Annotated in this window: 21 protein-coding genes and 1 tRNA gene; 15 read left to right on the top strand and 7 right to left on the bottom strand. The window is 56.0% G+C overall.

Annotated features, from left to right (window positions below; genetic code table 11):
* The first annotated feature begins 24 nt into the window (after nucleotides 1-24).
* Both GC131_01095 and xth read left to right on the top strand, forming a co-directional pair.
* Nucleotides 25-378 (top strand): iron-sulfur cluster assembly accessory protein, encoded by a 354-nt coding sequence (locus GC131_01095; GenBank protein MBI1272668.1) that lies wholly within the window; start codon nucleotides 25-27, stop codon nucleotides 376-378.
* Complete coding sequence (xth, locus tag GC131_01090; protein ID MBI1272667.1) at nucleotides 375-1,145, top strand: exodeoxyribonuclease III; 771 nt, start codon at nucleotides 375-377, stop codon at nucleotides 1,143-1,145. Before GC131_01095 ends, xth begins: the two co-directional genes overlap by 4 nt.
* Nucleotides 1,146-1,388: 243 nt before the next feature.
* Here the strand turns inward: xth and GC131_01085 are convergent, their stop codons facing one another.
* Nucleotides 1,389-2,558, bottom strand: coding sequence for a glycosyltransferase (locus GC131_01085; protein MBI1272666.1), 1,170 nt, complete (start codon nucleotides 2,556-2,558; stop codon nucleotides 1,389-1,391).
* A 77-nt stretch (nucleotides 2,559-2,635) separates the two neighbouring features.
* On the opposite strand from GC131_01085, the gene GC131_01080 reads away from it, so the two are divergent.
* The 3 genes from GC131_01080 to GC131_01070 all read left to right on the top strand — a co-directional run bounded on the left by GC131_01080 (nucleotide 2,636) and on the right by GC131_01070 (nucleotide 3,866).
* Nucleotides 2,636-2,725: transfer RNA gene (locus GC131_01080), tRNA-Ser, on the top strand.
* A gap of 255 nt (nucleotides 2,726-2,980) precedes the next feature.
* Nucleotides 2,981-3,439 carry a response regulator gene (locus tag GC131_01075; GenBank protein MBI1272665.1) on the top strand — a complete coding sequence of 153 codons (459 nt, stop codon included), beginning with the start codon at nucleotides 2,981-2,983 and terminating at the stop codon, nucleotides 3,437-3,439.
* Nucleotides 3,440-3,515: 76 nt separating this feature from the next.
* Entirely contained in the window at nucleotides 3,516-3,866 is a 351-nt protein-coding gene (locus GC131_01070) for a DUF4389 domain-containing protein (protein ID MBI1272664.1), read from the top strand.
* A gap of 6 nt (nucleotides 3,867-3,872) precedes the next feature.
* Here the strand turns inward: GC131_01070 and GC131_01065 are convergent, their stop codons facing one another.
* Nucleotides 3,873-4,577 (bottom strand): alpha/beta fold hydrolase, encoded by a 705-nt coding sequence (locus GC131_01065; GenBank protein MBI1272663.1) that lies wholly within the window; start codon nucleotides 4,575-4,577, stop codon nucleotides 3,873-3,875.
* 89 nt (nucleotides 4,578-4,666) lie between these two features.
* Between GC131_01065 and GC131_01060 the strand changes: the two genes are divergently transcribed.
* The 4 genes from GC131_01060 (at nucleotide 4,667) to GC131_01045 (ending at nucleotide 10,234) form a co-directional block, all read left to right on the top strand.
* Nucleotides 4,667-6,022, top strand: coding sequence for a DEAD/DEAH box helicase (locus tag GC131_01060; protein ID MBI1272662.1), 1,356 nt, complete (start codon nucleotides 4,667-4,669; stop codon nucleotides 6,020-6,022).
* A 57-nt stretch (nucleotides 6,023-6,079) separates the two neighbouring features.
* A complete protein-coding gene (gene lptD, locus GC131_01055; GenBank protein MBI1272661.1) occupies nucleotides 6,080-8,290 on the top strand; it encodes an LPS assembly protein LptD in 2,211 nt (736 codons plus the stop codon).
* Between the two features lie 101 nt (nucleotides 8,291-8,391).
* Nucleotides 8,392-8,877, top strand: a complete 486-nt coding sequence (locus GC131_01050) for a peptidylprolyl isomerase (protein ID MBI1272660.1) — start codon at nucleotides 8,392-8,394, stop codon at nucleotides 8,875-8,877.
* Nucleotides 8,878-8,884: 7 nt separating this feature from the next.
* Complete coding sequence (locus GC131_01045) at nucleotides 8,885-10,234, top strand: methylenetetrahydrofolate--tRNA-(uracil(54)-C(5))-methyltransferase (FADH(2)-oxidizing) TrmFO (GenBank protein MBI1272659.1); 1,350 nt, start codon at nucleotides 8,885-8,887, stop codon at nucleotides 10,232-10,234.
* Here the strand turns inward: GC131_01045 and GC131_01040 are convergent, their stop codons facing one another.
* Both GC131_01040 and GC131_01035 read right to left on the bottom strand, forming a co-directional pair.
* The gene (locus GC131_01040) at nucleotides 10,235-10,867 is read right to left on the bottom strand and encodes a molecular chaperone DnaJ (protein ID MBI1272658.1); all 633 of its coding nucleotides are present in this window, start codon (nucleotides 10,865-10,867) and stop codon (nucleotides 10,235-10,237) included.
* Nucleotides 10,868-10,876: 9 nt separating this feature from the next.
* Nucleotides 10,877-11,980, bottom strand: coding sequence for an aminotransferase class V-fold PLP-dependent enzyme (locus tag GC131_01035; GenBank protein MBI1272657.1), 1,104 nt, complete (start codon nucleotides 11,978-11,980; stop codon nucleotides 10,877-10,879).
* A gap of 270 nt (nucleotides 11,981-12,250) precedes the next feature.
* Between GC131_01035 and GC131_01030 the strand changes: the two genes are divergently transcribed.
* Entirely contained in the window at nucleotides 12,251-12,919 is a 669-nt protein-coding gene (locus GC131_01030; protein MBI1272656.1) for an alpha/beta fold hydrolase, read from the top strand.
* Between the two features lie 578 nt (nucleotides 12,920-13,497).
* On the top strand, nucleotides 13,498-14,127 hold the full coding sequence (locus GC131_01025) for a hypothetical protein (protein ID MBI1272655.1): 630 nt from the start codon (nucleotides 13,498-13,500) through the stop codon (nucleotides 14,125-14,127).
* 73 nt (nucleotides 14,128-14,200) lie between these two features.
* Here GC131_01025 and GC131_01020 read toward each other — a convergent pair whose 3' ends face one another.
* Nucleotides 14,201-15,289 carry an anhydro-N-acetylmuramic acid kinase gene (locus tag GC131_01020; protein ID MBI1272654.1) on the bottom strand — a complete coding sequence of 363 codons (1,089 nt, stop codon included), beginning with the start codon at nucleotides 15,287-15,289 and terminating at the stop codon, nucleotides 14,201-14,203.
* Nucleotides 15,290-15,334: 45 nt separating this feature from the next.
* On the opposite strand from GC131_01020, the gene GC131_01015 reads away from it, so the two are divergent.
* Complete coding sequence (locus GC131_01015) at nucleotides 15,335-16,570, top strand: tyrosine--tRNA ligase (protein ID MBI1272653.1); 1,236 nt, start codon at nucleotides 15,335-15,337, stop codon at nucleotides 16,568-16,570.
* Here the strand turns inward: GC131_01015 and GC131_01010 are convergent, their stop codons facing one another.
* On the bottom strand, nucleotides 16,571-19,768 hold the full coding sequence (locus GC131_01010; protein ID MBI1272652.1) for a hypothetical protein: 3,198 nt from the start codon (nucleotides 19,766-19,768) through the stop codon (nucleotides 16,571-16,573). It abuts the gene before it with no gap.
* 118 nt (nucleotides 19,769-19,886) lie between these two features.
* Here GC131_01010 and GC131_01005 point away from each other — a divergent pair, with 118 nt between their 5' ends.
* The gene (locus GC131_01005; GenBank protein MBI1272651.1) at nucleotides 19,887-20,432 is read left to right on the top strand and encodes a redoxin domain-containing protein; all 546 of its coding nucleotides are present in this window, start codon (nucleotides 19,887-19,889) and stop codon (nucleotides 20,430-20,432) included.
* Nucleotides 20,432-21,403 carry a threonylcarbamoyl-AMP synthase gene (locus tag GC131_01000; protein MBI1272650.1) on the top strand — a complete coding sequence of 324 codons (972 nt, stop codon included), beginning with the start codon at nucleotides 20,432-20,434 and terminating at the stop codon, nucleotides 21,401-21,403. The genes GC131_01005 and GC131_01000 overlap by 1 nt, the downstream gene beginning before the upstream one ends.
* Here the strand turns inward: GC131_01000 and GC131_00995 are convergent.
* The gene (locus GC131_00995) at nucleotides 21,400-22,350 is read right to left on the bottom strand and encodes a hypothetical protein (GenBank protein MBI1272649.1); all 951 of its coding nucleotides are present in this window, start codon (nucleotides 22,348-22,350) and stop codon (nucleotides 21,400-21,402) included. The two genes, GC131_01000 and GC131_00995, sit on opposite strands and share 4 nt — an antisense overlap.
* 112 nt (nucleotides 22,351-22,462) lie before the next feature.
* Here GC131_00995 and GC131_00990 point away from each other — a divergent pair, with 112 nt between their 5' ends.
* The gene (locus GC131_00990) at nucleotides 22,463-24,253 is read left to right on the top strand and encodes an acyl-CoA dehydrogenase (protein MBI1272648.1); all 1,791 of its coding nucleotides are present in this window, start codon (nucleotides 22,463-22,465) and stop codon (nucleotides 24,251-24,253) included.
* Nucleotides 24,254-24,549: the final 296 nt, after the last annotated feature.

Raw genomic sequence — 24,549 nt, 5'->3', positions numbered from 1 at the left:
AATTACTATATTCTATATATGAATATGACAACCGGCACCACGCAAGAAGGCCAGGCACCCAAGCGACCCACCCTTGAGGTGACGGAGCGGGCCGCCACCCGTTTGAAGCAGCTGGCCGGCGAAGGGAAACGTATCAGGCTTGAAATCCTGGCGGGCGGCTGTTCCGGCTTCCAGCGCGTGTTCCGGTTCGATACATTGCAGGAAGGTGACCTATGCTTCGGCCCTGCGGGGGCCGAACTTCTGATCGACCCCACTTCGCTGAATCTCATCAGCGGCAGCGTGGTCGATTTCACCGATACGCTGGCCGGCAGCGAATTCGAGCTGAAGAACCCCAATGCCAGCTCGGCCTGCGGGTGCGGGGCATCGTTCAATCTATGAAAATTGCGATCTGGAACGTCAATTCCATCAAGGCGCGCTTGCCTATCGTTACCGGCTGGCTGCAGCAGAACCAGCCGGACATATTAATGATGCAGGAAATCAAATGCGTCAGCGAAGCTTTTCCGGCCGCCGAATTCGATACGTTGGGCTACAGGCAACTCGTGGCCGGACAAAAGACCTATAACGGCGTGGCAATATTAAGCAAGGAACCGGCCAAGCTTGTGATGGATACGCTGCCGGGCGACAAGGATGACCCGCAGGCCCGGTATATGGAAGCGGAATATAACGGCATCACCGCCATCAACATCTATCTGCCGAACGGAAACCCGGTTGATACCGAAAAATTTCCCTACAAGCATAAATGGATGCGGCGGCTGCATGCGCGGCTTGCGGCGTTACTGGCGGAGGAAAAGCCGTTTCTTGTAGGCGGCGATTTTAATGTCATCCCGGAAGCGCGTGACGTTTATGATGCGAAAGCGTGGGAGGGCGATGCCCTTTTTCACATTAAAACACGCGAACTTTGGCGCGGCATAACCAATCTTGGCTTGACCGACGCTTACCGCGCGTTGCACCCGGCGCAGGACCGCGCCTTTACATTTTGGGATTATCAGGCCGGCGCCTGGCAGCGGGATAACGGTTTGCGCATTGATCATTTCCTGCTATCGCCCGAAATCATCGACCGTCTGCAAAGCTGTGTGATTGACCGCGCGCCGCGCGGCATGGAAAAGGCTTCGGACCATACGCCGGTTATGCTGTCTATAAACTAGGCCCCGGCGGTTTGTGACGCATTGTTTTTTTGGCCACTTCCACAACAAGCTTTTCGAACATTTTATACCACTTTATAGCAAGCTTTCCCCCTTTCTGGAATTTCTTCCAGCAAAAGTCCGCCATCTGCCTGAGGCGTTTTTCACTTCTGTCCTTTGGCATCCGATAAATCCAAATCGAGTAAATTCATAATATATAAACGCAGATTATCACGATGCTGATGAAAGCAATGACTGACACTTTGGTTAATTTTTATGCCTTATCTGTAAAATTCCAAGCATAAAGGCGGTAAAGCCGGTTTGCACGCCGCCGATCACAAGCGTAGCGGCCGCGATAAGTATGCGCATCATATCGCGGTAATCGAGCGCGCCGAAATGCACCGCCGACCATATCTGCGCTGCCCAGAATATCGCGCCAACACCAAGCGCCGCCATCGACAGCGCAAGCAGCAACAGCCGTTCGACCGAAAGCACAGAAAACAACCGCGCATATTTTCCATCATCCGGCAGCACGCCAAGCCGCACGGCGCTTTGCCGCGCCAGCATAGCGAAAGTCAGGCTCTGCATACCCACAATTATGCACACCGCGCCGATAAGCAGCGTATGCACATCGATCCCCACGTTTTCCATCACCATGAACGGCCCCGGCAGCAAAAGCATGGCGATCGCGATGCCGAAACCCATAAGCGCAAGCCCCGGATACAAATAAAGCCAGCGCGGGCTGTACAGCAGCAGGAAGCGCAAGTGCCTCCAGCCATCCTGCCATGGCCGCAAATGGGAAGGGCGCGCGCGGCCATCGGGCGAAAGCGTAACCGGCACTTCGGCGATCTTCAGTCCTTGCAATGCGGCACGCACCAGCATCTCGCTCGCATACTCCATGCCCGTGGTGCGCAGCCCCAGCCCGATGACCGCTTCGCGCTTGAATCCTCGCAGGCCGCAATGGAAATCACCCGCCGGTATTTTGAAGAACAGCCGCCCAATTGCGCTCAGCACCGGGTTACCCAAATACCGGTTCATGAACGGCATCGCGCCGGGCTTGATCCCGCCTGTAAAACGATTGCCCATGACCAGATCGGCTCCGCCGCGCAATTTTTCCAGCAGAACTCCGGATTCGGCAAAATCGTAACTCGCGTCAGCGTCACCCATAATCACGAAAACTCCGGCCGCCGCAGCAATACCGCCCGCCAGTACCGCGCCATAGCCGCGCTCTGCCACGCGCACCAGCCTTGCGCCGGCCTGCTGCGCGATTTCGGGCGAACCGTCACAGCTCCCGTTATCGGCCACGATAATCTCGCCCGCTATGCCGTTCGCCTCAAGGAAGCTCCTTGCTTTGCCGATGCATGCCGCCAGCGTCCGCGCCTCGTTGAGGCAAGGCATGACAATGGAAAGTTCGCAGGCGTCCGCAGGGTTGTTCATGCCAATAAACTATGGGGAATTCCGCAGGCGTTCAACTTTGTTGAAAAATCGGCCCCGCTGCATCATTATTGCGCCACGGATGGGTGGCAGAGTGGTCTATTGCTCCGGTCTTGAAAACCGGTGTACCCGCAAGGGTACCGTGAGTTCGAATCTCACCCCATCCGCCACACATATGTTATGCCCAATGCTCACCAAAATCACGATTAACATAAATTAAAGCCACACAGCAAAAAGTAATAACTTGCTCATCATGCTTTTTATTTAAATTCTATGTCCGCTCTATCTCCTTGTTCCGCATGGCATCATCACAAAGCTAAAAGTTTGACATAAAGGCGTCACAAAGTGACGCAAGAATTTTCCGGTATGATAAGCGTAAAGAAATAAAAAACGATTCCTGCTACAATCTAAGCAACCGGCAAAGGATGAAAATCCTTTATGGAGGTTACATGCGTACAAGTATGATGCCGACCGGAAGTGAAGCTTTCATCGATCTCGGCAACGTGATAAACGTGCTGCTGGTCGAAGACAGCGTCAGCGACATTCTGCTCGTGGAACGCATGCTCGATCATGCACCGAATGGCGATTATTATGCCTTCACCGAAACGCACAGGCTGGTCGAAGCATTCCATATGCTGAGACGGCAGGAATTCGATCTGATCCTGCTTGATCTGAACTTGCCGGATGTGGCAGGCGCGGACGCCGTCAAGGTTTTGCATGACGAACGCCCGGAAATCCCCATCATCGTCTATAGCGGGCTCGAAGATATGAAGATGAAGTATGAAGCGCTACGAAGCGGCGCGACCCGCTATATCGTTAAGGGTGAAACGAGCAGCATGGACCTTCACCACATAATGGAATCCGTGATCTACAGGAATATCTAGCGCCCGTTTCGTACGGCGTTTGACACCCCGGCCCGGTATCGCATAGCTTTCCGGCATACAGCCGCCGGAGAAAGCCATGGATAACCACGATAGCAACGCAAGCCCGAGCGCAACGGAAAGCGACCGCGAAGCGATCATCGACCAAACGGAACTGAAAAAGAACGTTTCCGATGGCGGCACATGGCTGCGCTTCGTGTTCATGATCGTTTGCGGCGTCGCCTTCTATTTCGCCGCGACGCTCGCACTCGCCATCACACTGTTCCAGTTCGTCGCCAAGCTGTTCAGCGGCAAGGTATTCGACGGGCTAAGCGATTTTGGCGGCAATCTTTCCGTCTATCTCGGGCAGGTCGTATCCTACATGACATTCGCGAGCGACGAGCGGCCTTTCCCCTTCGCGCCGTTCCCCGAACGCAAGAAGCCTGAATAAGCCTTCCTAGCGCTGCAGCCAGGCGCGCATCAGCGCGGTTACGGCATCCGGCCTTTCAAGCGGCGTAAGATGCCCGCTTTTATCGATAAGCTTGAGCTGCGCGGCGGCACCGATCCCTTCCGCGGTTTCCCGCGCGATCTCGGGCGGCGTAATTTCGTCCTGCATCCCGCAAACAACAAGCGTCGGGCATTTAATGGCGGGCAGCGAAGACCGGCTATCGATGCGGTGCAGTATGGCAGTTTGTTGCCGCTCGAACGCTTCGCGCCCGACGCGTTCGGCCATGGCGAGGATCACATCCGTAATTGCATCGTCCTTCAGGCTATCCGGGTGCACCAGCATGGGCATAAGGCGCGGCGTTACGCCTTTGAACTTCCCGCTCCGGGAAAGCGCAATGAGCGCTTCGCGCCGCTCCTTTTGCTCGGGCGTATCGGCCCGTGCGGATGTATCGATCAGCGCCAGCCGTTCGACCCGTTCGGGCGCAACCCGCATAATCTCGAGCGCCACATAGCCGCCCATCGAAAGCGCCCCGAGAGCAAAGCGTGGCGGCGCTTCCGCAAGCACTTGTTTGGCCAGATCACTGATCCTGCTATGCTTTGTAAGGTCCGGAACATGGATATCGGCCCTATCAGCCAGGGCAGGGATTTGATGCTGCCACAGCGCCTTATCACACAACAGGCCGGGCAAAAGGATAAGGGAAGTACGGTCAGACATGATGAAACTTGCTTTTTCCGCGTGGATAACTATGTTGTCGGCAACCCGGATGCCTGTTTAACGTATAAAACCATAGAGTAAAGTCTTCCGTGACAAGTTTTGAAGATCTGGGCCTAGGCTCCGACGTGCTGAAGGCCATAGCCGAAAAAGGCTATACCACGCCAACGCCGATACAGGAAAAAGCGATCCCCATTATCCTGATGGGGCGCGACATGATCGGCTGCGCCCAAACCGGCACCGGCAAGACCGGCAGCTTCACTATTCCGCTTATCGAAATTCTTGGCAGCGGGCGGGCGCGGGCGCGCATGCCGCGCTCCATCATCCTTGAGCCAACGCGCGAACTTGCCGCGCAGGTGGAAGAGCATTTCCGCCTTTACGGCAAATACCACAAGCTGGAAACCGTCCTCCTGATCGGCGGCGAGAATATGGACCCGCAGATCAAGAAGCTCGATCGCGGTGTTGACGTTCTGATCGCCACGCCCGGCCGCATGATCGACCTGTTCGAGCGCGGGCGCATTATGCTCAACGACATCAAGATCTTCGTGATCGACGAATCCGATCGCATGCTCGATATGGGCTTTATTCCGGATATCGAAAAAATCGCCGGACTGCTGCCCAAAATCCGGCAAACGCTGCTTTTCTCGGCCACCATGCCGCCGGAAATCCGCAAGCTTGCGCAACGCTTCATGAGCAGCCCCAAGGAAGTCAGCGTTTCGCCGCCCGCAACTACGGCCACCACGGTGAAGCAGGCCATTATCAATGTCCATGAAGGCGACAAGCGCGCTGCGCTGCGCACCCTGCTCCGTCACGAGGATGTGCAAAACGCCTTCATCTTTTGCAACCGCAAACGCGACATCGACGCGCTCAGGGATTCGCTGCGCCGCCATGGCTTTAATGTCGGCGCGTTGCATGGCGATTTGCCGCAAAGCAAGCGCACCGAAACACTGGACGCTTTCCGCAAGAACGAAATTTCGCTTCTGGTTTGCAGCGATGTTGCCGCACGTGGCATCGATATCGGCGGCCTGAGCCATGTGTTCAACTTTGACGTACCCTTCAACGCCGAAGATTACGTTCACCGTATCGGCCGCACCGGCCGCGCCGGCAAAACCGGTATTGCGTATATGCTGGTGACCTCGGACGAACGCGAACAACTCGATTCTATTGAAAAGCTGATCAAGAAAAAGATCGAGGCGCTGGAAATCGACATCAGCGAGGAAAAGAGCAAACAGCAAGGCGGCAAGAGCCATCGGGGTGGCCGGGACAGGCACGGCGCCCGCCCCGGCAGCAATCGCGGCGGCGATAGGGGCAATCGCGGGCACGAAAAACCCAGGCAGCCCGAAGCCCCCAAACACGACAAGCCCAGGGCCGAAAGGCCGCAAAACGACGGCGGCGACACCAAAGAGGGTTTTGGCAGCGACCTGCCCGCCTTCCTGCGCCGCCGCTAACCCGCCAGTATCGCTTTTAGTTTGACCAAATTGGCTTATCTGGCAATCCTTTAGGCCATGTTCCGAATCAGAATCCTCAAGATCACGCTTCCCATGCTGGCACTGCTTCTGTGCCACGGCACGCTTGCTGCGCCACAAGCGGAAGGACGACCGCTGCTGAGCGCCGAAAGCATCCGCTACGATCAGGACCAGAAAATCGCCATCGCTATCGGCAAGGTCGAACTGGTGCATGACAAGCGCGTCATTCGCGCCCAAAGAATGACCTATAACCAGCTTACGGATGTCGTGACGGCTGACGGGAATGTTACGGTCATCGAGCCGGATGGCAATGTTATATTCGCCGACCATGCGGAAATCACGGGTGATATGAAGCGCGGCTTCGTCAGCCAAATCGGCATGGTGTTTACCGACAATTCTCGCTTTGCCGCACTTGAAGCGGAAAAGGTCGCCGACCGTTACACCATTCTGCGCCACGCCACCTATTCGCCTTGTAATCTTTGCAAAGAAGACCGGACAAAGCCCCCACTTTGGCAAATGCGGGCAGCGCGCGTTACGCATGACGATAAAGAAAAACGCATCATATACCGCGATGCCTTCATGGAAATCGGCGGCGTCCCGGTTATGTACACGCCGTATTTTTCCCACCCCGATCCAAGCGTAAAACGCAAATCCGGGTTCCTCACGCCCAACGCAGGCCATGACCAAAACATCGGAAATTTCGGTCGCGTGCCGTATTACTTCTATTTTACGCCCGATCAGGATTTCACAGTCTCACCCACCATAAGCCAAAAAGACGGCTTTCAATTCGCAGGCCAGTACCGCGAGCGGCTTGAGCGAGGCAAACTGGATTTCACCGGCAGCTTTGTGAACGCAGACCGCACGACCGACGAAGGCGTGTTCCAGCAAGACCAGTGGCGCGGCCACTTGTTCGGCAACGCCGTTTATAATGTGGACAGACGCTGGCGCCTTGGCGCCGACATAGCTTTCACATCGGATAAAAGCTATCTCTATCGCTACAATATCCCCACCAAGGACGTGCTAAAAAACCGCGGCTATATCGAACGTTTCAGCGGCCGTCATTATGCCGCGCTCGATGTCTATTATTTCCAGGATATCCGCCCGGGCATTCGCGCCACCGAGCCGGTCGTGGCCCCGAATGTCAGCATCAATATGGTTGGCGAGCCCGGCAAAACGCTGGGCGGGCGTTGGGCCTTTAATGGCAACATGGTTGCGCTGACACGCAGTCGCGGCGTTAACGCCACCACGGGCGCGGGGCCCGATAGCCGCCGCGTCTCGGCAGAAGGCGGCTGGGAACGCACAGCCATTTCCAAAATCGGACTCGTGACCACGCTTTCAGGCAGCGTACGCTTCGATACGTTCTGGGCCGACAAGCTGACGGACCCGAACAACCCGGCAAACAAGTTCGATGATGCCTATACCTTCCGCGCCTTCCCGCAAGCCAACCTGGTGTTCCGCTATCCGTTCGGGCGGCGCGGAGAATTCTGGGAACAAATCGTCGAACCCATCGTGGCCGTTACATCATCTCCAAGGCTTCGTAACTATCCACGCATTGCGAATGAAGACAGTATCGACGTCGAATTCGATGAAACCAGCCTGTTCGACAAGAACCGCTTTACCGGGGTCGATCTTCTCGAAGGCGGGCACCGCGTTACTTATGGCGCGCGCGCGGGTTTCTATAGCGACAGCGGCAAGCGCGTCGATGTTATGTTCGGGCAAAGCTACCGCTTTAATCAGGATCCGTTGTTTCCAACCGAATCCGGCCTGCGCGGCCATCGCTCCGATTATGTCGGTCGTATCGAACTGCAACCCGCCAGCTGGCTGCAAGCGAGCTATGGCTTCAGGCTTGATGCCGAAACATTCACCCCACGCCGCAGCGAAGTGCGCGGTTATATCGGGCCGGAATGGTTCCGCGCCAGCGGCGATTTCCTTTCCGCCGATACGCAGGATACAACCAGCGGCCGCGTGACGGTTTCGGAACTCACCGCCGGTTTTTCCTCGCATTTGTTTGATTACTGGAACTTCTCGGTCTATCAGAAACGTGCGATCAAACCGCAGGCGGGCTTGCGCAACACAGGCGCAACAATCGCCTATATCGACGAATGCTTGACGGCCGCGCTCAGCTTCAGCCAGGATGAAACATCCCGCCCCGATCTTAACCCCGGCACCGCAATCGTGCTTAGCGTGCTGTTCAAGAACCTCGGCGGTTTTACAACCGACGCCCTTTCCACCAACCCGTCACAAAGATGAGGCAGGCAATGAAAATAACAGGCAGGATTGCGCTTATCCTTTCTTTTTTGGCATCAATCCTGATGCCGCCAAACCCCGCGAATGCACAGGAGAAGAAAATTATGGACCCTGAAAATACCCTGATCATGGAATTGCCCGATGGCAAAGTCATCATCCAGATGCGGCCCGATGTCGCGCCCAACCATGTCGCGCGCATCAAGGAACTTGTGCGTCAGGGCTTCTATGACGGGCTTGTGTTTCATCGCGTGATCCCCGGCTTTATGGCCCAAACCGGCGACCCGAATGGCACCGGCACCGGCGGCAGCGGCAAGAATCTGAAGGCCGAATTTTCGGATGTACCGCATGTGCGCGGCACAGTTTCGATGGCCCGTGCGGCCAGCCCCAATTCAGCGGACAGCCAGTTCTTTATCTGCTTCGACGTTGCGCCGCATCTGAACGGCACTTACACGGTCTGGGGGCAGGTAATCGAGGGCATGGAACATGTGGATGCCATCAAAAAAGGCTCCGTAACCAACAACGGAACGGTTGATAACCCGACCAAGATGATCAGCGTTAAGGTTGCGGCTGACGTGAAGGATGCGCCATAATGGCCGCATGAAGGACGTAGAACCGGTTCATATCGTTGGCGGCGGATTGGCCGGCAGCGAAGCGGCGTGGCAGCTTGCCGCTGCCGGTACGCCCGTCGTACTGCATGAAATGCGGCCCGTACGCGCCACCGAAGCGCACCAAACCGGGCAGTGCGCCGAACTTGTTTGTTCGAATTCGTTTCGGTCGGACGATAGCGAATATAATGCCGTCGGGCTTTTGCACGATGAAATGCGGCGCTGCAATTCCCTGATCATGCAGGCGGCAGACATGCACAAGGTTCCGGCCGGCGGCGCGCTGGCGGTTGACCGCGAAGGTTTTGCAAACGCTGTAACGCAAGCACTCGAACGGCAACCCAACATCGCCATCGAGCGCGAAGAAATCACCGCTTTGCCTGCATGGGAAAGCACGATCATCGCCACAGGCCCGCTGACATCCGCCTCGCTGGCACAAGCCGTCCTTGCCGCCACGGGCGAAAGCGCACTTGCTTTCTTCGATGCCATCGCCCCCATCGTGCACCGCGAAAGCATCGATATGAGCAAGGCGTGGATGCAATCCCGCTACGACAAAGTGGGCCCCGGCGGCACAGGTTCCGATTACATCAATTGTGCAATGGATAAGGAACAGTACGAGAATTTTATCAAGGAATTGCTCGGCGCACCCAAAACGGATTTCAGGGAATGGGAAAAGAACACGCCCTATTTTGAAGGCTGCCTGCCGATCGAGGTGATGGCGGAGCGCGGCGTTGATACGCTGCGCTACGGCCCAATGAAACCGGTTGGGCTAACCGATCCGCACACCTCGCGCCGCCCTTATGCCGTCGTGCAACTGCGGCAAGATAACGCGCTTGGCACGCTCTATAACCTTGTCGGGTTTCAAACAAAAATGAAATACGCCGAACAAACCCGCGTCTTCCGCATGATCCCCGGGCTAGAAAACGCGGAATTTGCACGTCTCGGCGGGTTGCATCGCAATACCTTTATCAACAGCCCGCGCCTGCTCGATACGCAGTTACGTTTAAAGGCCAAACCATCCTTGCGCTTTGCCGGGCAAATTACGGGCGTGGAAGGCTACGTTGAATCGGCAGCCATCGGTTTGCTAGCTGGGCGCTTTGCCGCAGCCGAACGGGCTTCCGGCACGCTCAATGCCCCGCCGCCCACAACCGCGCTCGGCGCGCTGCTCAGCCACATAACGGGCGCAGCCAACGATGCAACCTTCCAGCCCATGAATGTTAATTTCGGCCTGTTCCCGGATATCGAAGGCAAGCACAAGGGCCGCGACCGCAAGCTGGCCTACAGCGCGCGTGCAAAACGGGATTTATCCGGGTGGCTGGAGCAGCAGCACAAGGCCGCCGCCTGATTAACCGTCTTTCTTGTCGGTAATCTGCGTACGCTTGCCGCGCACTTCGTTCAGAATGCCTTCCATGCCATCAAGCTCGACCAGCGTGGCGTTCGCGAGCTGCCAGTTCTGTTGGCGCAGCGATTGAAGCAGGCGCATTACGCCTTCTTCGAAATGCTGCCCCGCCTTGCGCGCAACACGGTCAACCTCGCCTGCCGAGCTGGCATGGTCAAATTCTATTTTCATTTCCTGCACAACCGGGTTGCCGGCCTGCGATTCCTCAAACTCCTGTTCATGCAAACCAAGCCAATAACGGCCGCGACGCACAGGTTCGCGCAGCGTTTCATAGGCTTCGGTCAACGCTTCAAGCTGCTTGGCGGCATGGCCCCGCTCGGTGGCGCCGCGAATGGCGAAACGCTGCGGATCGAAGGTTTTCTTCATGGCCGCATACTGGCGTTCCAAAGTTTCCTGATTGATATCGATGCGGCGTTCAAGAGCAAGGCGGGTAAAGTGATCAATGTTCCTGACGGGCTGTATAGCACCGCAGCTGTGACAAAAAATCACGCGCGGCGAAAGCGATTTCATACAAAGCCAGCAAACTGTTTCGTTCGCGGCGCCGCCGCGCATTTCACCAAAGCCAATCACATTACCCATATCAAAACCTCAAGCTGCTTGTTTCATGTTACGGATACGCGCATGGAGCGCTTTCCACGTTTTTGTGAACTGTTCGAAATCCTGCCTTGTTGTGTTCCAGCCGGAAGAAACCCTGATCGCGCAGCCGGCTAAATTGTCATCCAGCCCCATCGCACGCAGAACGTGGGAAGCCTTGACCTTGCCGCTTGAGCAGGCGGAACCGGCGCTCACGGCTATACCTGCCAGATCGAAAGCCACGACCTGCTTTTCACTGCTCACGCCCGGCATGGCAATGCACGATGTATTGGCGACGCGTGTCGCCTCGCTGCCGAAAATGCGCACACCTTCGCCGAAAGACGCAATCTCGTTTTCCATCCACGTGCGCCATTCACTGAGCTGCAGCTGGTTGATCATATCATTGGCGACAAGCCTCGCCGCTTCGCCAAACCCGGCAATGCCGGCAACATTCTCCGTCCCCGCGCGGCGGCGCATTTCCTGCCCGCCCCCATGCAGCAGCGGCGCAACGGGAAGATCGGGCCGCACGATCAGCGCGCCAACGCCCTGCGGGCCGCCGATCTTGTGTGCCGAAAGCGTCATCATATCGACGCCAAGCGCGGCAAAATCCAGCGCCATCCGCCCGGCCGCTTGCACGGCATCGGTGTGGACGATCGCCCCGTATGATTTTGCCTTCGCGGCGATTTCATTTACGGGTTGCACGATGCCGGTTTCATTGTTGACCAACATGGCAGAAACAACCGTGCTTACGCCATCCTCCAAAAGCCCGGGCAATGCATCCAGATCCATCACGCCGCTAGCCAGAACCGGCAGGCGCGCCGTTGCGGCGCCTTGCAGGATGGAATCATGTTCTATCGCAGAAGCGACGATCTTTGTTCTGCCGGTTGCGCGCAGTGCAAGGTTATTGGCCTCCGTACCGCTGCTGGTGAAGATCACCTGCGCAGGCTTGACCCCGACCATGGCGGCAACCTCTTCCCGCGCCCCCTCAACCAGCATACGGGCCTGCTGCCCATAGCGATGGACCGAGGAAGCATTGCCGCAGACATCCATCGCCGCGACGACCGATTCGCGCACGGCGGGCTTAAGGGGTGTGGTTGCGTTGTAATCGAGGTAAATCATTGTTTTGTTAGGTACCTAGCCGATTACGCAGATGGATCCGTTAATAAGGTTTACCATTATATACTGTTTATCTTTAAAAATCAATAAGTTAAAATATCAAGCTTCAGTTATTAGACCACAAATAACCGCAACCAAAAACAACGTAATGCTTGAATTCTGCATGGCCGACTATGCTATAAGAGGCCAGCGGCTGCTGAAGCTGAAAAAGACCAATTAATTCAGTTTTATAGCTGCCACCTGACCAACCCGTGTTTATGAGGCTAGCACCAGATGCCTGAAGTTCTCTTTGCCGGCCCTGCCGGTCGTCTCGAAGGTCGCTATAGCCCGGGCAAATCGCCCACAGCTCCCATCGCCCTGATGCTGCACCCGCACCCGCAGCATGGCGGCACAATGAACAACAAGGTTGTTTACGCCATTTACAATGCTTTCGTGCAGCGCGATTTTGCCACCCTGCGCTTTAATTTCCGCGGCGTCGGCCGTAGCCAGGGCACCTATGATCGCGGTGAAGGCGAGCTTAGCGATGCGGCGGCAGCGCTTGATTGGCTGCAAAGCATGAACCTTAATTCACGCTCGGTCTTCGTGGCGGGCTTTTCCTTCGGTTCATGGATTGGCATGCAGCTGCTGATGCGGCGCCCCGAAATCGATACTTTCATCTCGATTGCGCCCCCGGCCAACATGCTCGATTTTAACTTTTTGGCACCCTGCCCGACTTCAGGCCTCGTTATCCATGGTGAAAATGACGATCTCGTGCCCGAACCGGTGGTGGCAAAGCTTGTGCACAAGCTGGCGCATCAGCGTGATATTTCAATCGACTATCGCGTGGTTCCCGGCGCGACCCATTTCTTCAGCGAGCATCTCGATGAACTGACAAGCCATGTCGAGGAATATCTGGATACGCTGCTGCACCAGATGCCCATCGCCATGGCGATGGCCGGCTGAGTCGTAAACCTCAGACAATTATAAATAACCAAAATTGGTAACGGCAGGATTATTTCTTCCGTCGTTCTTTTGCCATTACGCACACGCCAAATTCCGCCGTTTGAAGATTTACAAAACTCATTACCAAAATACGCAAGAATATTATCGTTATTTGCTGCCTTTCATGAGTAGCCCTTGGGCTGGAGAAAATCAAAGCCCAAAAAAACACTTGACGGAAATTCGCGTTATTTTTTGCGCGAAAACAATCCTGTCAACCCGGTATTTTGCCGCTTTAGGCTTTCCGCACGGGGCATTGCGTTATCACGATGATACATTCGGGAATAAAGCGCTGTAAACCTGCATTTTTATTGCATGGAACGAGATTCCGCAGCACAAACGTCCCCATATCTGGCCGCTATGCAAAAAAGCGGTAGCTCAAAAAACATTTGTTATGTTGACCGTTTTCGCAATGAGCATAAGAATTGGCCCGAGCGTTATCGAGGGCGGCCACAGGAATCAGGGGGGCAAACGGCCAACAGCGGTAACGAACTCAAAATAAAAAAAAGAAACTCCAACAAAGGAGGCTAAGATGGCTACGCATGATTAAGATGGCTACGCATGATGATGATGTTGCTACCGATCGGGCACAGCAAGCCGCGGTGGAAAATTTAAAAGTAAAGATGAACGTTGCCCTGGCAGCGACAGATACATACCTGTCACACTTGGAGAACAAGAGTGATGCTCAGCAAAAGCTGGAACAGGAACTGGCTGCCGCAAAGAAGCTCATCGATATTGATGGGGATGGGGAGATCTCGGTCGAAGAAATGCAGAAGGCCCTCCAGAACAACCCGGAAGTTCTGGTCAAGGTTCTTAATCTGCAGGCCCAGATTAATGCCCTTGCAAGCCAGTCTGACGCGCACTACCAGGCGTTCCAGACCAGCTTCAAGGATTTGGCCCAGGCGCTTAACACGGCTTTCACAGCAACCGTGCAAAGCGGCAAGGCAACCAAGAAGCAAAAGGACCAGGTCAGCAAAATACGTGACCTTCTTGGCAAGGCCACAGGCGCAACAGCCAGCGCCGGATCGAAGAGAGGCAGTTGGTTATCGGTGGGCAACAGTGGGGTTACCGGCGGCATTACGCTGGCGGCTGATAAGCCGGTCCGTACGCAAACCAGGTTTGCCCATATTGGCGGGGTACAACGCAGAGGACGCGTGCTCGCTATGCACTAAATAAGACGCAGATAATAAAAAAAGATACTTTAGCCTCGGGGGCGGTGGAAACACCGCCCCCTTTTTTTATTTTTTACGGCTTGTGCAACACGCCGCCGGTCATGCGTTTACGCACGCCCGTGGTCGTCGGCAGCGTAAGCGGCAATTTAAGCTTGCTTCGCACCGCCAGATAGGCGAATGCCTGCGCTTCCAGCGCATCGCCGTTCCACTTCACGGCCTCTACCGGTTGCACCGGCCGCCCGAGCAAACCGGAAAGCCATTCCATCAAGGTTTTATTGTGGCGCCCGCCGCCAGTGACCAGTACGCGGGTCGGTTGCTCTTCGAACATCGCGAAGGCATGGCATATCCCCATCGCGCTCATCATCGTCACCGTTGCCGCGCCATCGGTCAGCTTTGCGCGCTTGGGAAGGAATTTCTTGAATTCATCGCGGTCGAGCGATTTAGGAATGGGCTGCAGGAAATAAGGATGCGCCCAGAATTTATGGACGGCGTTCCAATCCACCTTGCCGCGTGCCGCCAGCCTACCACCAACATCCTTTGGCTTGCCATGCTTGCGCAGCACCCAATCATCGATCAGCGCGCCGCCCGGACCGGTATCGAAGGCGTATATCCCGCCCCGTGCATCAAGCCATGTGATATTGGCCACGCCGCCTATATTGATGATTGCAAGCGGCTTGGGCAGCGCGACCGCCTTGGCGGCATGGAACAGCGGCACCATGGGCGCGCCATGGCCGCCGGCCTCGATATCGGCGCGGCGGAAATCGTTGACGACGGGAATGCCGGTAAGCTTGGCCAGAAGTTTGCCATCACCGATCTGGCACGTAACGCCGTCCTGAGGACGGTGCCAGATCGTTTGGCCATGAAACCCAACAAGGTCTATATCGGCAGGCTTCAAGCCCGCCTTCTTCAGCGTTGCCAGCACGGCCGCAGCATGAAGTTCCGTAAGCCTGCGCCCGACAGCCGCGACCGCCCTGTCCTTCGCCCCTTGACGGTTCCCGAAGCATTTGCGAAGTTTTGCACGGAAATCGGGCTGATAGCGCCTGGTCACAAACGCCTTGGGCTTTACATATGTCCGACCATCCGTTTCAATCAATGCCGCATCGACGCCATCAAGCGATGTGCCGCTCATCAGGCCGATACTGCGATAAACTTTATTTGGCATAGCCTTTTTATTCCATTCCCACACCAGATTCGCAGGTAAGCTAACATGAAATCCGAATTTTTGCGCGTGATGCGCGAGCGAGGCCACCTCCATCAGGTTACCGATGAAGCGGCACTGGACGCGAAGGCAAACAAGGGCGTGGTCACCGGCTATATCGGCTATGACGCGACCGCCGATAGTCTTCATGTCGGCAATCTTGCCAGCATTATGATGTTGCGGCGCCTGCAGCAAACCGGGCACCGGCCTATCGTTCTGATGGGTGGCGGCACGACCAAGGTAGGCGACCCTTCGGGCAAAGATGAAACCCGCCAGCTCATGACCGACGAGAAAATCGCGGCCAACATCGCCAGCATCAAGGAAATATTCAAGAACTACCTTAGCTTCGATGATGGCCCGACCGGCGCGATCATGGTCAACAATGCCGACTGGCTCGAAAAGCTTGGCTACATTTCTTTTCTGCGGGAAGTGGGGCCGCATTTCACCATCAACCGCATGCTGACGTTCGATTCCGTCAAGCTGCGATTGGAGCGTGAACAACCCCTCACCTTCCTCGAATTCAACTACATGATCATGCAGGCATACGATTTTCTCGAACTGCATAAACGGAACCAATGCACGCTGCAAATGGGCGGTTCCGACCAATGGGGTAACATCGTCAACGGGGTCGAACTTGGACGGCGCAAGATGGATGCCGAACTGTTCGGGCTTACAACCCCGTTGATCACCACCAGCTCGGGCACGAAAATGGGCAAGACGGCGGCGGGCGCCGTTTGGCTGCGGGCCGAACGCCTTTCTCCCTACGATTACTGGCAATTCTGGCGCAACACGGAAGATGCCGATGTGGGCCGGTTCCTGCGCATATTCACGGACATGCCGCTGGATGAAATCGCACGGCTTGAAAAACTCGGCGGCGCAGAAATCAACGATGCCAAAAAAATTCTGGCAACGGAAGCCACCAAGCTATGCCATGGGGAGAAAGCAGCGGCGGAAGCATCGGCAACCGCGGCACAAGCCTTTGCGGGCAGCGGCAAGGCCGGCGGCCTTCCCACTTTCGCCTTCGCAACGGGCAGCGCACCCGCTATCGTGGATATTGCAGTGGCGCTTGGTATGGCTGCATCGAAAGGCGAAGCAAAGCGGCTTATCGAGCAAGGCGGAATTAAGCTGAACGATAACCCGGTCACATCCATCACCGCAACGCTTGGTAACGGCGATCTCGATGCCGAAGGCATCGCGCGGCTGACGTTCGGCAAAAAGCGTCATGCGCTCGCAAAGGCACAATAGCTAGTTGTGAAGCTTGCCGCGAATTTTACCCTGCTGCTCCGGCACATTCATCTTCGGCACGTCTGACGGTCCATCGAGGCTGTCCATAAAGAACATTTGCCGGAAAATCCCGGGTGTGAGCATGGAAGCCGGGTTGACGCTCACATCAAGGTTTCCAAGCGGCCCCTTGGCACTATAGGCGGCAGCGATCAGCCCCTGCCCCTTGCCGCCCGTGATCAAATCACCCACCAGCGGAATGCTGCCGACAACGCGGTTAAAGAAATCGAATGGCACAACGGTGCCCTGCAAGCGCGCTTCGTTGGTATAAAGATCGATATAGCCTTCCATATTCAACCCGAGCGAACCGCCACCCGTCGTGCGAATCTTTTTCAACACCAGCGTATCGCCATCCAGCTTAAAGTTGCCGTCCAGCCTGTCGAAATTGAGTCCCTTGCCTTGCAGCATATCGGCCAAGCCGCCAAGCGAAACCGCGTTGATCAGCACGGCAAGGAACGGCATATCCTTCACCTGATAGTCCTGCAAGTCGATCGTCCCCTCCACAACGCGCGGATTTTCGGGCGTGCCTTTGCCCGATATGATCAGTCTGCCGCCCTTGATGCTCTCGCCCGCATCCCATGAACGCAAAACAGCGCCGAGATCGTCGGTTGCGATACTAAGGTGGCTGACCTTGCCTTCCGGGCGCAGCCACATGCTAAGCGGTATGCCCTGCTCCGCCTTCGCCTGCACATCAAAATTATACCAGCCAACGGCATCGCGCCGGGCCACCAGGCTTAGATCCGTAAAGCGGCTGCTTTCACCGGTATAGGCGTTGCCGACCTTGATGTTAACTTCAAGCGGGTGCTTGTGCTGCGGCTCCACCTTCGGCGCCTCTTCCGTCTTTGGCGGCGGCTCGCCGCTGGCGATATCCAGCGCCTTGCCGGAAAGCACAAACTTCTGCGCTCCCTTTTCGTCCGCACTGAACTCCATTTTGGCGTTGTTGCGGCCAAGGATAAACGGATCGAGCGTCAAGGAACGCAAATTAAAGCTTTTGGCATCCAGCATGCCTGTACCGTCGATATTAGCCTGATCGCCATCTATGCGAAGCGTATCGATCTGCGCGAGTTGATCCCGCGGCATGCTGATCGCAGCTTCAAGAAGGAATGGCTTTCCCGGAGACTTGTGGTAGTTCAGGTCGTCATAACTTATTCCGGCTTTACCGCCGTCAATCACAAGACCGATATTGCTCATCTGCTCGCTGACATCAGTGTAATCGATGGCCACGTCGGTCGGACCGGTAATATTGTGATAAAGTGTAGTATCGAGCATTTGCCACTGTTCGCCGGTCACCGTGCCCGTAACCCTGCCGGTTTTACGCGGGCTGATATCCTTGCCGTCTTGCGGAAAATTTTCCCGCCACGCGATATCGAGCGGAACGCCGTTCAGTGCAACATTACCGTCAATCCCGAGATGCACGTCATCGAGCAATACATCAAGCTTGCCGTTCGAAAGTTTGTAACCGGGCACCAGCTCTTCGCTGTAAAAATCCTTTACTCGTCCCTCGCCCGTAACCTTGACCTGATCAATCGAAAGGCTTTTAAGCAGCGGGAAATTGAATCTTACGGTCACATCGGCCTCGCCCTGCACCTTATCGGGGCTCAGCCCGACAGCGGTGGCATAGCCAAGCGGCTCGCGGTCGATCAGGCCAAGCAGCGCCTTGAGCGGCGATTTGGCGATCACGGTGATATCGATAAATTGATCCTCGGCACTCAGACCCGATATGACGATTGGTGCAGGCTGCAAATCCATGCCCGCGGCCTTGCCGCCTGTGACCTGTATCCGCATTTCATTTTGATCGAATTCGGCCGTTCCGCCCACACCCGTTACGGGCGGCAAGGCATCGTGATAGCGAATGGTCGCGTTTTTCATAGCGATAGCGCCCTTGGCCGAAGCAAGGTTCACGCCTTCCCACGCGCCCCATTGTCCGCCGCCTTTGAAATGGCCGCCAAGCTCCGTGAAGGCGCCTTCCGTCATATTTTCCGCTATCCATGCGCGCGGATTGACGGCAACCTTATCCGGCCAATAGCCGGTGATGCCGTCCATAGGCAGATCCCGCATCACAGCATCGATATCATAGATAAAGCCGCGGTCGGCGCCTGTCGGCCTGATTTTCCCCGAAACCTCGATCTTAAGCCCGGAAAGTTCGGCGTGCAGTTCCTTCAAATTGGCGGTCAGGTTGCGGCTATCGAAATCCCCCTCGCTTCGCAAAGCACCAACCTTCATCGGCGCAGGCCACAATTCCACGGCCGTCAAAGTCCCCGCGCCTGCTTTTACATCCCACTTTGCCGCATCGAGCGCAAAATCCTCGTTCAGCATAACGGTAACGTCGCCGCTTAGCGGCATGTCAAAGCGGGCAAAATCCGAAAGGCTTTCATGCTTGCCGCCAAGAAAGGAAAGATTGATGTCCGTAAAACTGCCCGTAAGGCTAATGCGCTTTTTATCGCGCTGGTATGCCATGTTGACACGTAGCGGGCTTACCGTTTCGCCCTGCGTAATCTCGACAAGCGCCGTGCCATAGGTGCCGCGCCAATCGCGTGAAAAACTGATGAAGGGAAACGAAACCTGCCAGCTTTTACCTGTTGCTCTATCAAAGATGCTAATGATCGCGTGATCAATCGTCAGGTTCGAAAGCGCCCCAAGCCCGCCGATAATGCCGGATTCGATGCCAAGAAACTGTTTCAGCATTTCGGCGAAGGAAGCTTTATTTCCATCATCCGCCGGCATCTGCGATGCGCCATCGGCTTCACCAATTCCGCCAAACAGGAACTGGCCTTCGACCGTACGCTCCAGCACGATTTGCGGCCGCTCGACCTTAATTTCGGCCGGAGCCACCCTGCCGTAAAGCAGCGAGAACAGGCTAAGCCGCATCGAAAGATCGGGCAGCAGCGCTATCTGTTGCCCCTCGGCGTTGAATAGCTTGGCACCGCTAACGCGGAAGCGAAACTCGAACTCCTCGTTATCCCACACGAGCAGGTTCGAAGGCACTTCCGCCGTAATACCGTGTTCGCTGTCCCCAAGCGCCTGTTCGATATAGGGTTCCATTTCCTCGAAGGTTATCGGCGCGCTCGCAACCCGCCATATCGCCGCGCCAAGCGCAATGGCAACAACAGCCAGCACGGCGCCGAGAATCTGTATGCTGATACGGAAGGTTTTCTTGAGCATTGCGGGCAAGCTTCAGGGGGTGATTCAGATACTTAACATAGTCTGCTTGATTTTACGCATATATTCATACAGATAATATCATGTTATTCCTTCTTTTTATCCCATCAGCAGGTATGAAATGCCCGTAAAAGCCAAGACAAAGCCACGCGCCGTCAAAAACAAGAAACCCGCTAAATCCAGCAAAATTACGGCACCCATGAAGGGGCCGAAAACCGGCGGCAGAGCGCCAGCCTTTTCCATGCCTGTCACGGGTGGCGGCAAGGTCACGCTCAACGATCTGCTTGGCAAGCCTTTCGTGCTTTATTTTTATCCGAAGGACAACACATCCGGCTGCACCAAAGAGGCGTGCGATTTCGGCAGCGCGCTGCCCCAGTTCAAAAAACTAGGGATCAAGGTAATCGGCGTTTCAAAGGACAGCATCGCAAGCCACGAAAAATTCAAGAAGCTCTACAGGCTTTCGTTCGAACTCGGGTCCGACCAGGAAAGCGGCGTAGCCGAAAAATACGGCACGTGGATCAAGAAAAGCATGTACGGCCGCAGCTATATGGGTATGGAGCGCGCCACCTTCCTGATCGACAGCAAAGGTATCGTGCGCGGCGCGTGGCGCAAGGTTAAGGTGCCAGGCCATGTCGATGACGTGCTTGCGGCGGTCAAGCAGCTCTGATGCCTGCGGCGGCCAATATATTCCCGGCTTCGGACGGGACTATCAAACAGGCCGCCCAGCTTATCGCACGCGGCAAGCTTGTCGCCTTCCCGACCGAAACCGTTTACGGCCTTGGCGCCGATGCTACAAACGACAAAGCGATTGCAGCCTTGTTCGCCGCCAAGAACCGGCCTGATTTCAACCCGCTTATTATTCATATCGCAAAACGCGAACAGCTCGACGAATTGGTCGAACCAAACGATGCCGCCGATCAGTTGATCGAGCATTTCTGGCCTGGCCCATTAACGCTCGTGCTCAAGCGCAAGCAAGGGTGCGCCGTTTCTCTGCTCGCCAGCGCCGGGCTTGATACGCTTGCGGTTCGCATGCCCGACCATCCAACGGCGCTTAAGTTGATCACGCTGGCGGGCAAGCCCATTGCGGCACCGAGCGCCAACCGTTCCGGCACGCTTAGCCCGACGATCCCGATGCATGTCGCAGAATCGCTTGGCAACAAGGTCGATATGATATTGGCGGAAGGTAAGTGCAAAGTCGGAGTTGAATCGACCGTCCTTGATCTTACCGGCGAAACTCCGACCATTTTGCGCCATGGCGGTGTAACACGAGAGCGGCTGGCGCGCATTCTTGATAATATTGAATCTTCAACCCACGACGACCCTGCCCGGCCAAAATCGCCCGGGCAAATGGCAAGCCACTATGCGCCCAAGCTTCCGCTACGCATGGAGGTGTCGGAAGCCGGGCCGGATGAAGCGTTTCTTCTGTTCGGCCCAGCCTTTGCATTTAAGGGCGGCGCCTTACGATTAAATTTGAGCGAGGCGGGGGATCTTGAGGAAGCGGCGGCCAGCCTGTTCGCAAAACTGCGGGAGCTTGATCAACCGCGCTTCAAAGGCATTGCGGTCGCGCCTATCCATGAACAGGGTATCGGAGCAGCCATCAATGACAGGTTGCGCCGCGCCGCCGCGCCGCGCGATTAAGCGAGCTTACGACGATCTTCGCCGCGCTGCCCACGATCTTCCTTATCTTCGCCAAACAGATTCAGATGCGCCGTTGTTTCGCTAGGCATATCGAGCTGCGCAAGCATCATGGTGCTCAAAAGCGATTGGGGATCGGCTGAAGGCAGAGAATAAAGCGGCCTTTCCGCATGCGGCCTGAAAGATTGTAAAGCGCCCGCGCTTTCTGTCGCAAAACCATCAAGACCTGCTAGGCGGATTGAAGGCGCACTGGCCGCAGCCGCGACCATGCTGCCGGTTTCAGCTATAACCGGCGTGCGGTTCATGACGCCGGCAAAGCGTTTGTATATTGCACCTACCGTACGGTGGCTACCGTCGGCATTGTAGAAAACACCTTTGTTGGCTTGCGCCGCTTCGGGCAACAGGCTGGCGGCGTCCGTGCCCGGCGCGCTACGGTTCGCATCAATGAATTTCGCGGCGGCGTTGGGGCCAAGGAAATGCGCCATATAAAGTTCGGTCTTGCCGATCTTGCCGCCAACCGTTTTTTGCAACTGCTGCTTGTTTTCGTTGGCCAGTTCGGCGGCCATCGCGGCCGAAAGTTCCGGGTTCTTGCGAAGCTCAAGCACTTCGCGGCGCAAAGCGCGGTCCGAAATACTCACGGCCCCGCTTGCGGTCGTGATCACCTTGTCGGCAACCTCACCAAGGCCATGCTTGGCGCCGTGGTTTTTGACCATCTGCAACCAAGTCTGTTCGATAAACTGGAAAAGCCCCGTGGCGCTGCTGGTGCTTGCCTTGGCATCGGCCCGCATGCCGCTTTCCTGGGCAGCTTTATTCATCAGGTAGGTAAAATCTACCCCTGTGGCATCGCTGGCATGCTTGATTGCCGCTGCGATACGGCTTTTAGCCGGCGATGTAACAGATTGATTTTCAACCTGTTTAACCGGCAGCGATGAAATGGACTCGATTGTCATTATCCCCTCTGTACTCAACGGAATTGTATTCCCCACCCCTACCCTCGCAAACGCCGTGCCAAGAGCGGGAAACGGTTATTTTTTATTAACTTTCATGGGGCAGTTTGTGAGCATGACCTATTCCCCGCCGCTGGCAGACATCCGTTTTATCCTCAACCATCTGATCGGGATCGATAAGCTTGCAGCCTTGCCGGGCTATGAAGCGACTTCGCCCGATCTGGTTGAAAGCGTGCTCGAAGCCGCAGGCAAACTCGCCAGCGAAACATTCGCGCCGCTCAATCAGGTTGGTGACAAAAACAAGGCGAAGCTGACCGAAAAAGGCATCGTGATGCCCGAAGGTTTCCGTGCAGCCTACCAGGCCTATGTCGAAGGCGGGTGGAACGGCTTGCCGTTCGATCCGGACCATGGCGGCCAGGGGCTTCCCTGGTGCATTGCCATGCCGGTGCAGGAAATGTGGCAATCCGCCAACCTCGCGCTCGCGCTCTGCACGCTGCTGAACCAAGGCACGATCGAAGCGATGGAGGCGCATGGCAGCGACGCGCTGAAAAAAATATACCTCGAAAAACTGGTCAGCGGCACATGGACCGGCACAATGAACCTTACGGAACCGCAGGCTGGCAGCGATGTCGGTGCGGTGCGGTGCAAGGCGGTGCGGGCAGGCGATCATTATAAAATCACGGGGCAAAAAATATTCATCAGCTACGGCGACCATGACATAGCCGAAAATATCGTACATCTTGTGCTCGCGCGTCTCCCGGATGCACCCGAAGGCACAAAAGGCCTGTCGCTATTCCTTGTGCCGAAGCTGTTGCCGAACGCCGATGGCAGCCCCGGCGCGGTCAACGATGTCCGCGTCGTTTCGACCGAACACAAGCTCGGCCAGCATGCCAGCCCCACTTGCGTTATGGCCTATGGCGATCAGGGCGGCGCGACCGGCTATCTGGTAGGCGAAGAACAGGGTGGAATTGCCGCCATGTTCACGATGATGAACAACGCCCGTATCGGCGTCGGCATTCAAGGCCTTGCGCTGGCCGAACGCGCCTATCAAGGCGCGCGCGAATATGCCAAAACCCGTGTGCAAAGCCGGGATATAGCCAAGCCCAAGGACGCGCCCGTCACGATCATCCATCACCCGGACGTCCGCCGCATGCTGCTAGGCATGAAGGCGCAAATTGAAGCAGGGCGGGCGCTCGCTATGGCCGGCGCTTACGCACTCGACCGCGCCAAACATGCGCCGGATGCAGACGAACGTGAGAAAGCAGGCCTGCGCGTCGATCTGCTGACGCCGGTGATTAAAAGCTGGCTAACCGATATGAGCAACGAGGTGACATCGACCGCCATGCAGGTTTTTGGCGGCATGGGCTATATTGAGGAAACCGGGGCGGCGCAACATATGCGCGATGCGCGCGTGCTTGCGATCTATGAAGGCACCAACGGCATTCAGGCCAACGACCTTGTGTTTCGTAAACTCGGACGAGACAAGGGCGCGGCCATGAACGCCATGCTGGAGGAAATTGAAGAGCTGACAGGCACGTTAGCCGCGCAAAAGGGCGATGACCTTGCTTCCATTGCTACGCATCTGAAGGCGGCACATGCCTGCACACAAGAAGCCGGGCAGTGGATGCTGGATACAATGAAGGGCAACCCGAGCGCAGCGGCCGCCAGCGCGGCACCCTATCTTCGTTTATGCGCCTATACGTTCGGCGGTTATTATCTTGGGCAATCGGCACTGATTGCACAGCAATTGCTGGCGTCGAACGATGGCGATGCCGGTTTTCTGAACGCTAAAATCATGTCGGCCCGATTCTTTGCCGAACATTTCCTGACGCAGGCTGCAGGGCTGCGCGATACGGTAAAGCTGGGTTTCCGGGCCACGCTTGCCATGACAGCCGAGATGTTTTAAGCTTTGCTTCTCCTGCGGAGGTTGACTACATGATCAATATCATTCTGATTGGTGGTGCCGTTCTCTTCTTCCTTTGGCAAACCTTCAGAACCGTCTGATAATTTTTTCACGAAATTAACCAGGCGTTTACCACAAGTTTTTTTATCCCTGCGGCGAGATTCGCCGGACAGTCAGGGCCTTGTGGATTCATTCCAATAAAATCAGGCTCTTGGTCCATGCGTTATGGATAAAGTTTTATCCATCGTTAAAGCCGAATTAAGCACAAAGAGCGACAATAGAAGGTGGAACAGAGTTAT

Source organism: Alphaproteobacteria bacterium, from assembly GCA_016124955.1.
Classification (GTDB): domain Bacteria; phylum Pseudomonadota; class Alphaproteobacteria; order UBA9219; family RFNS01; genus RI-461.
Note: the sequence above shows the minus strand (reverse complement) of the source record. Positions and strands in the feature narration are given on the sequence as shown.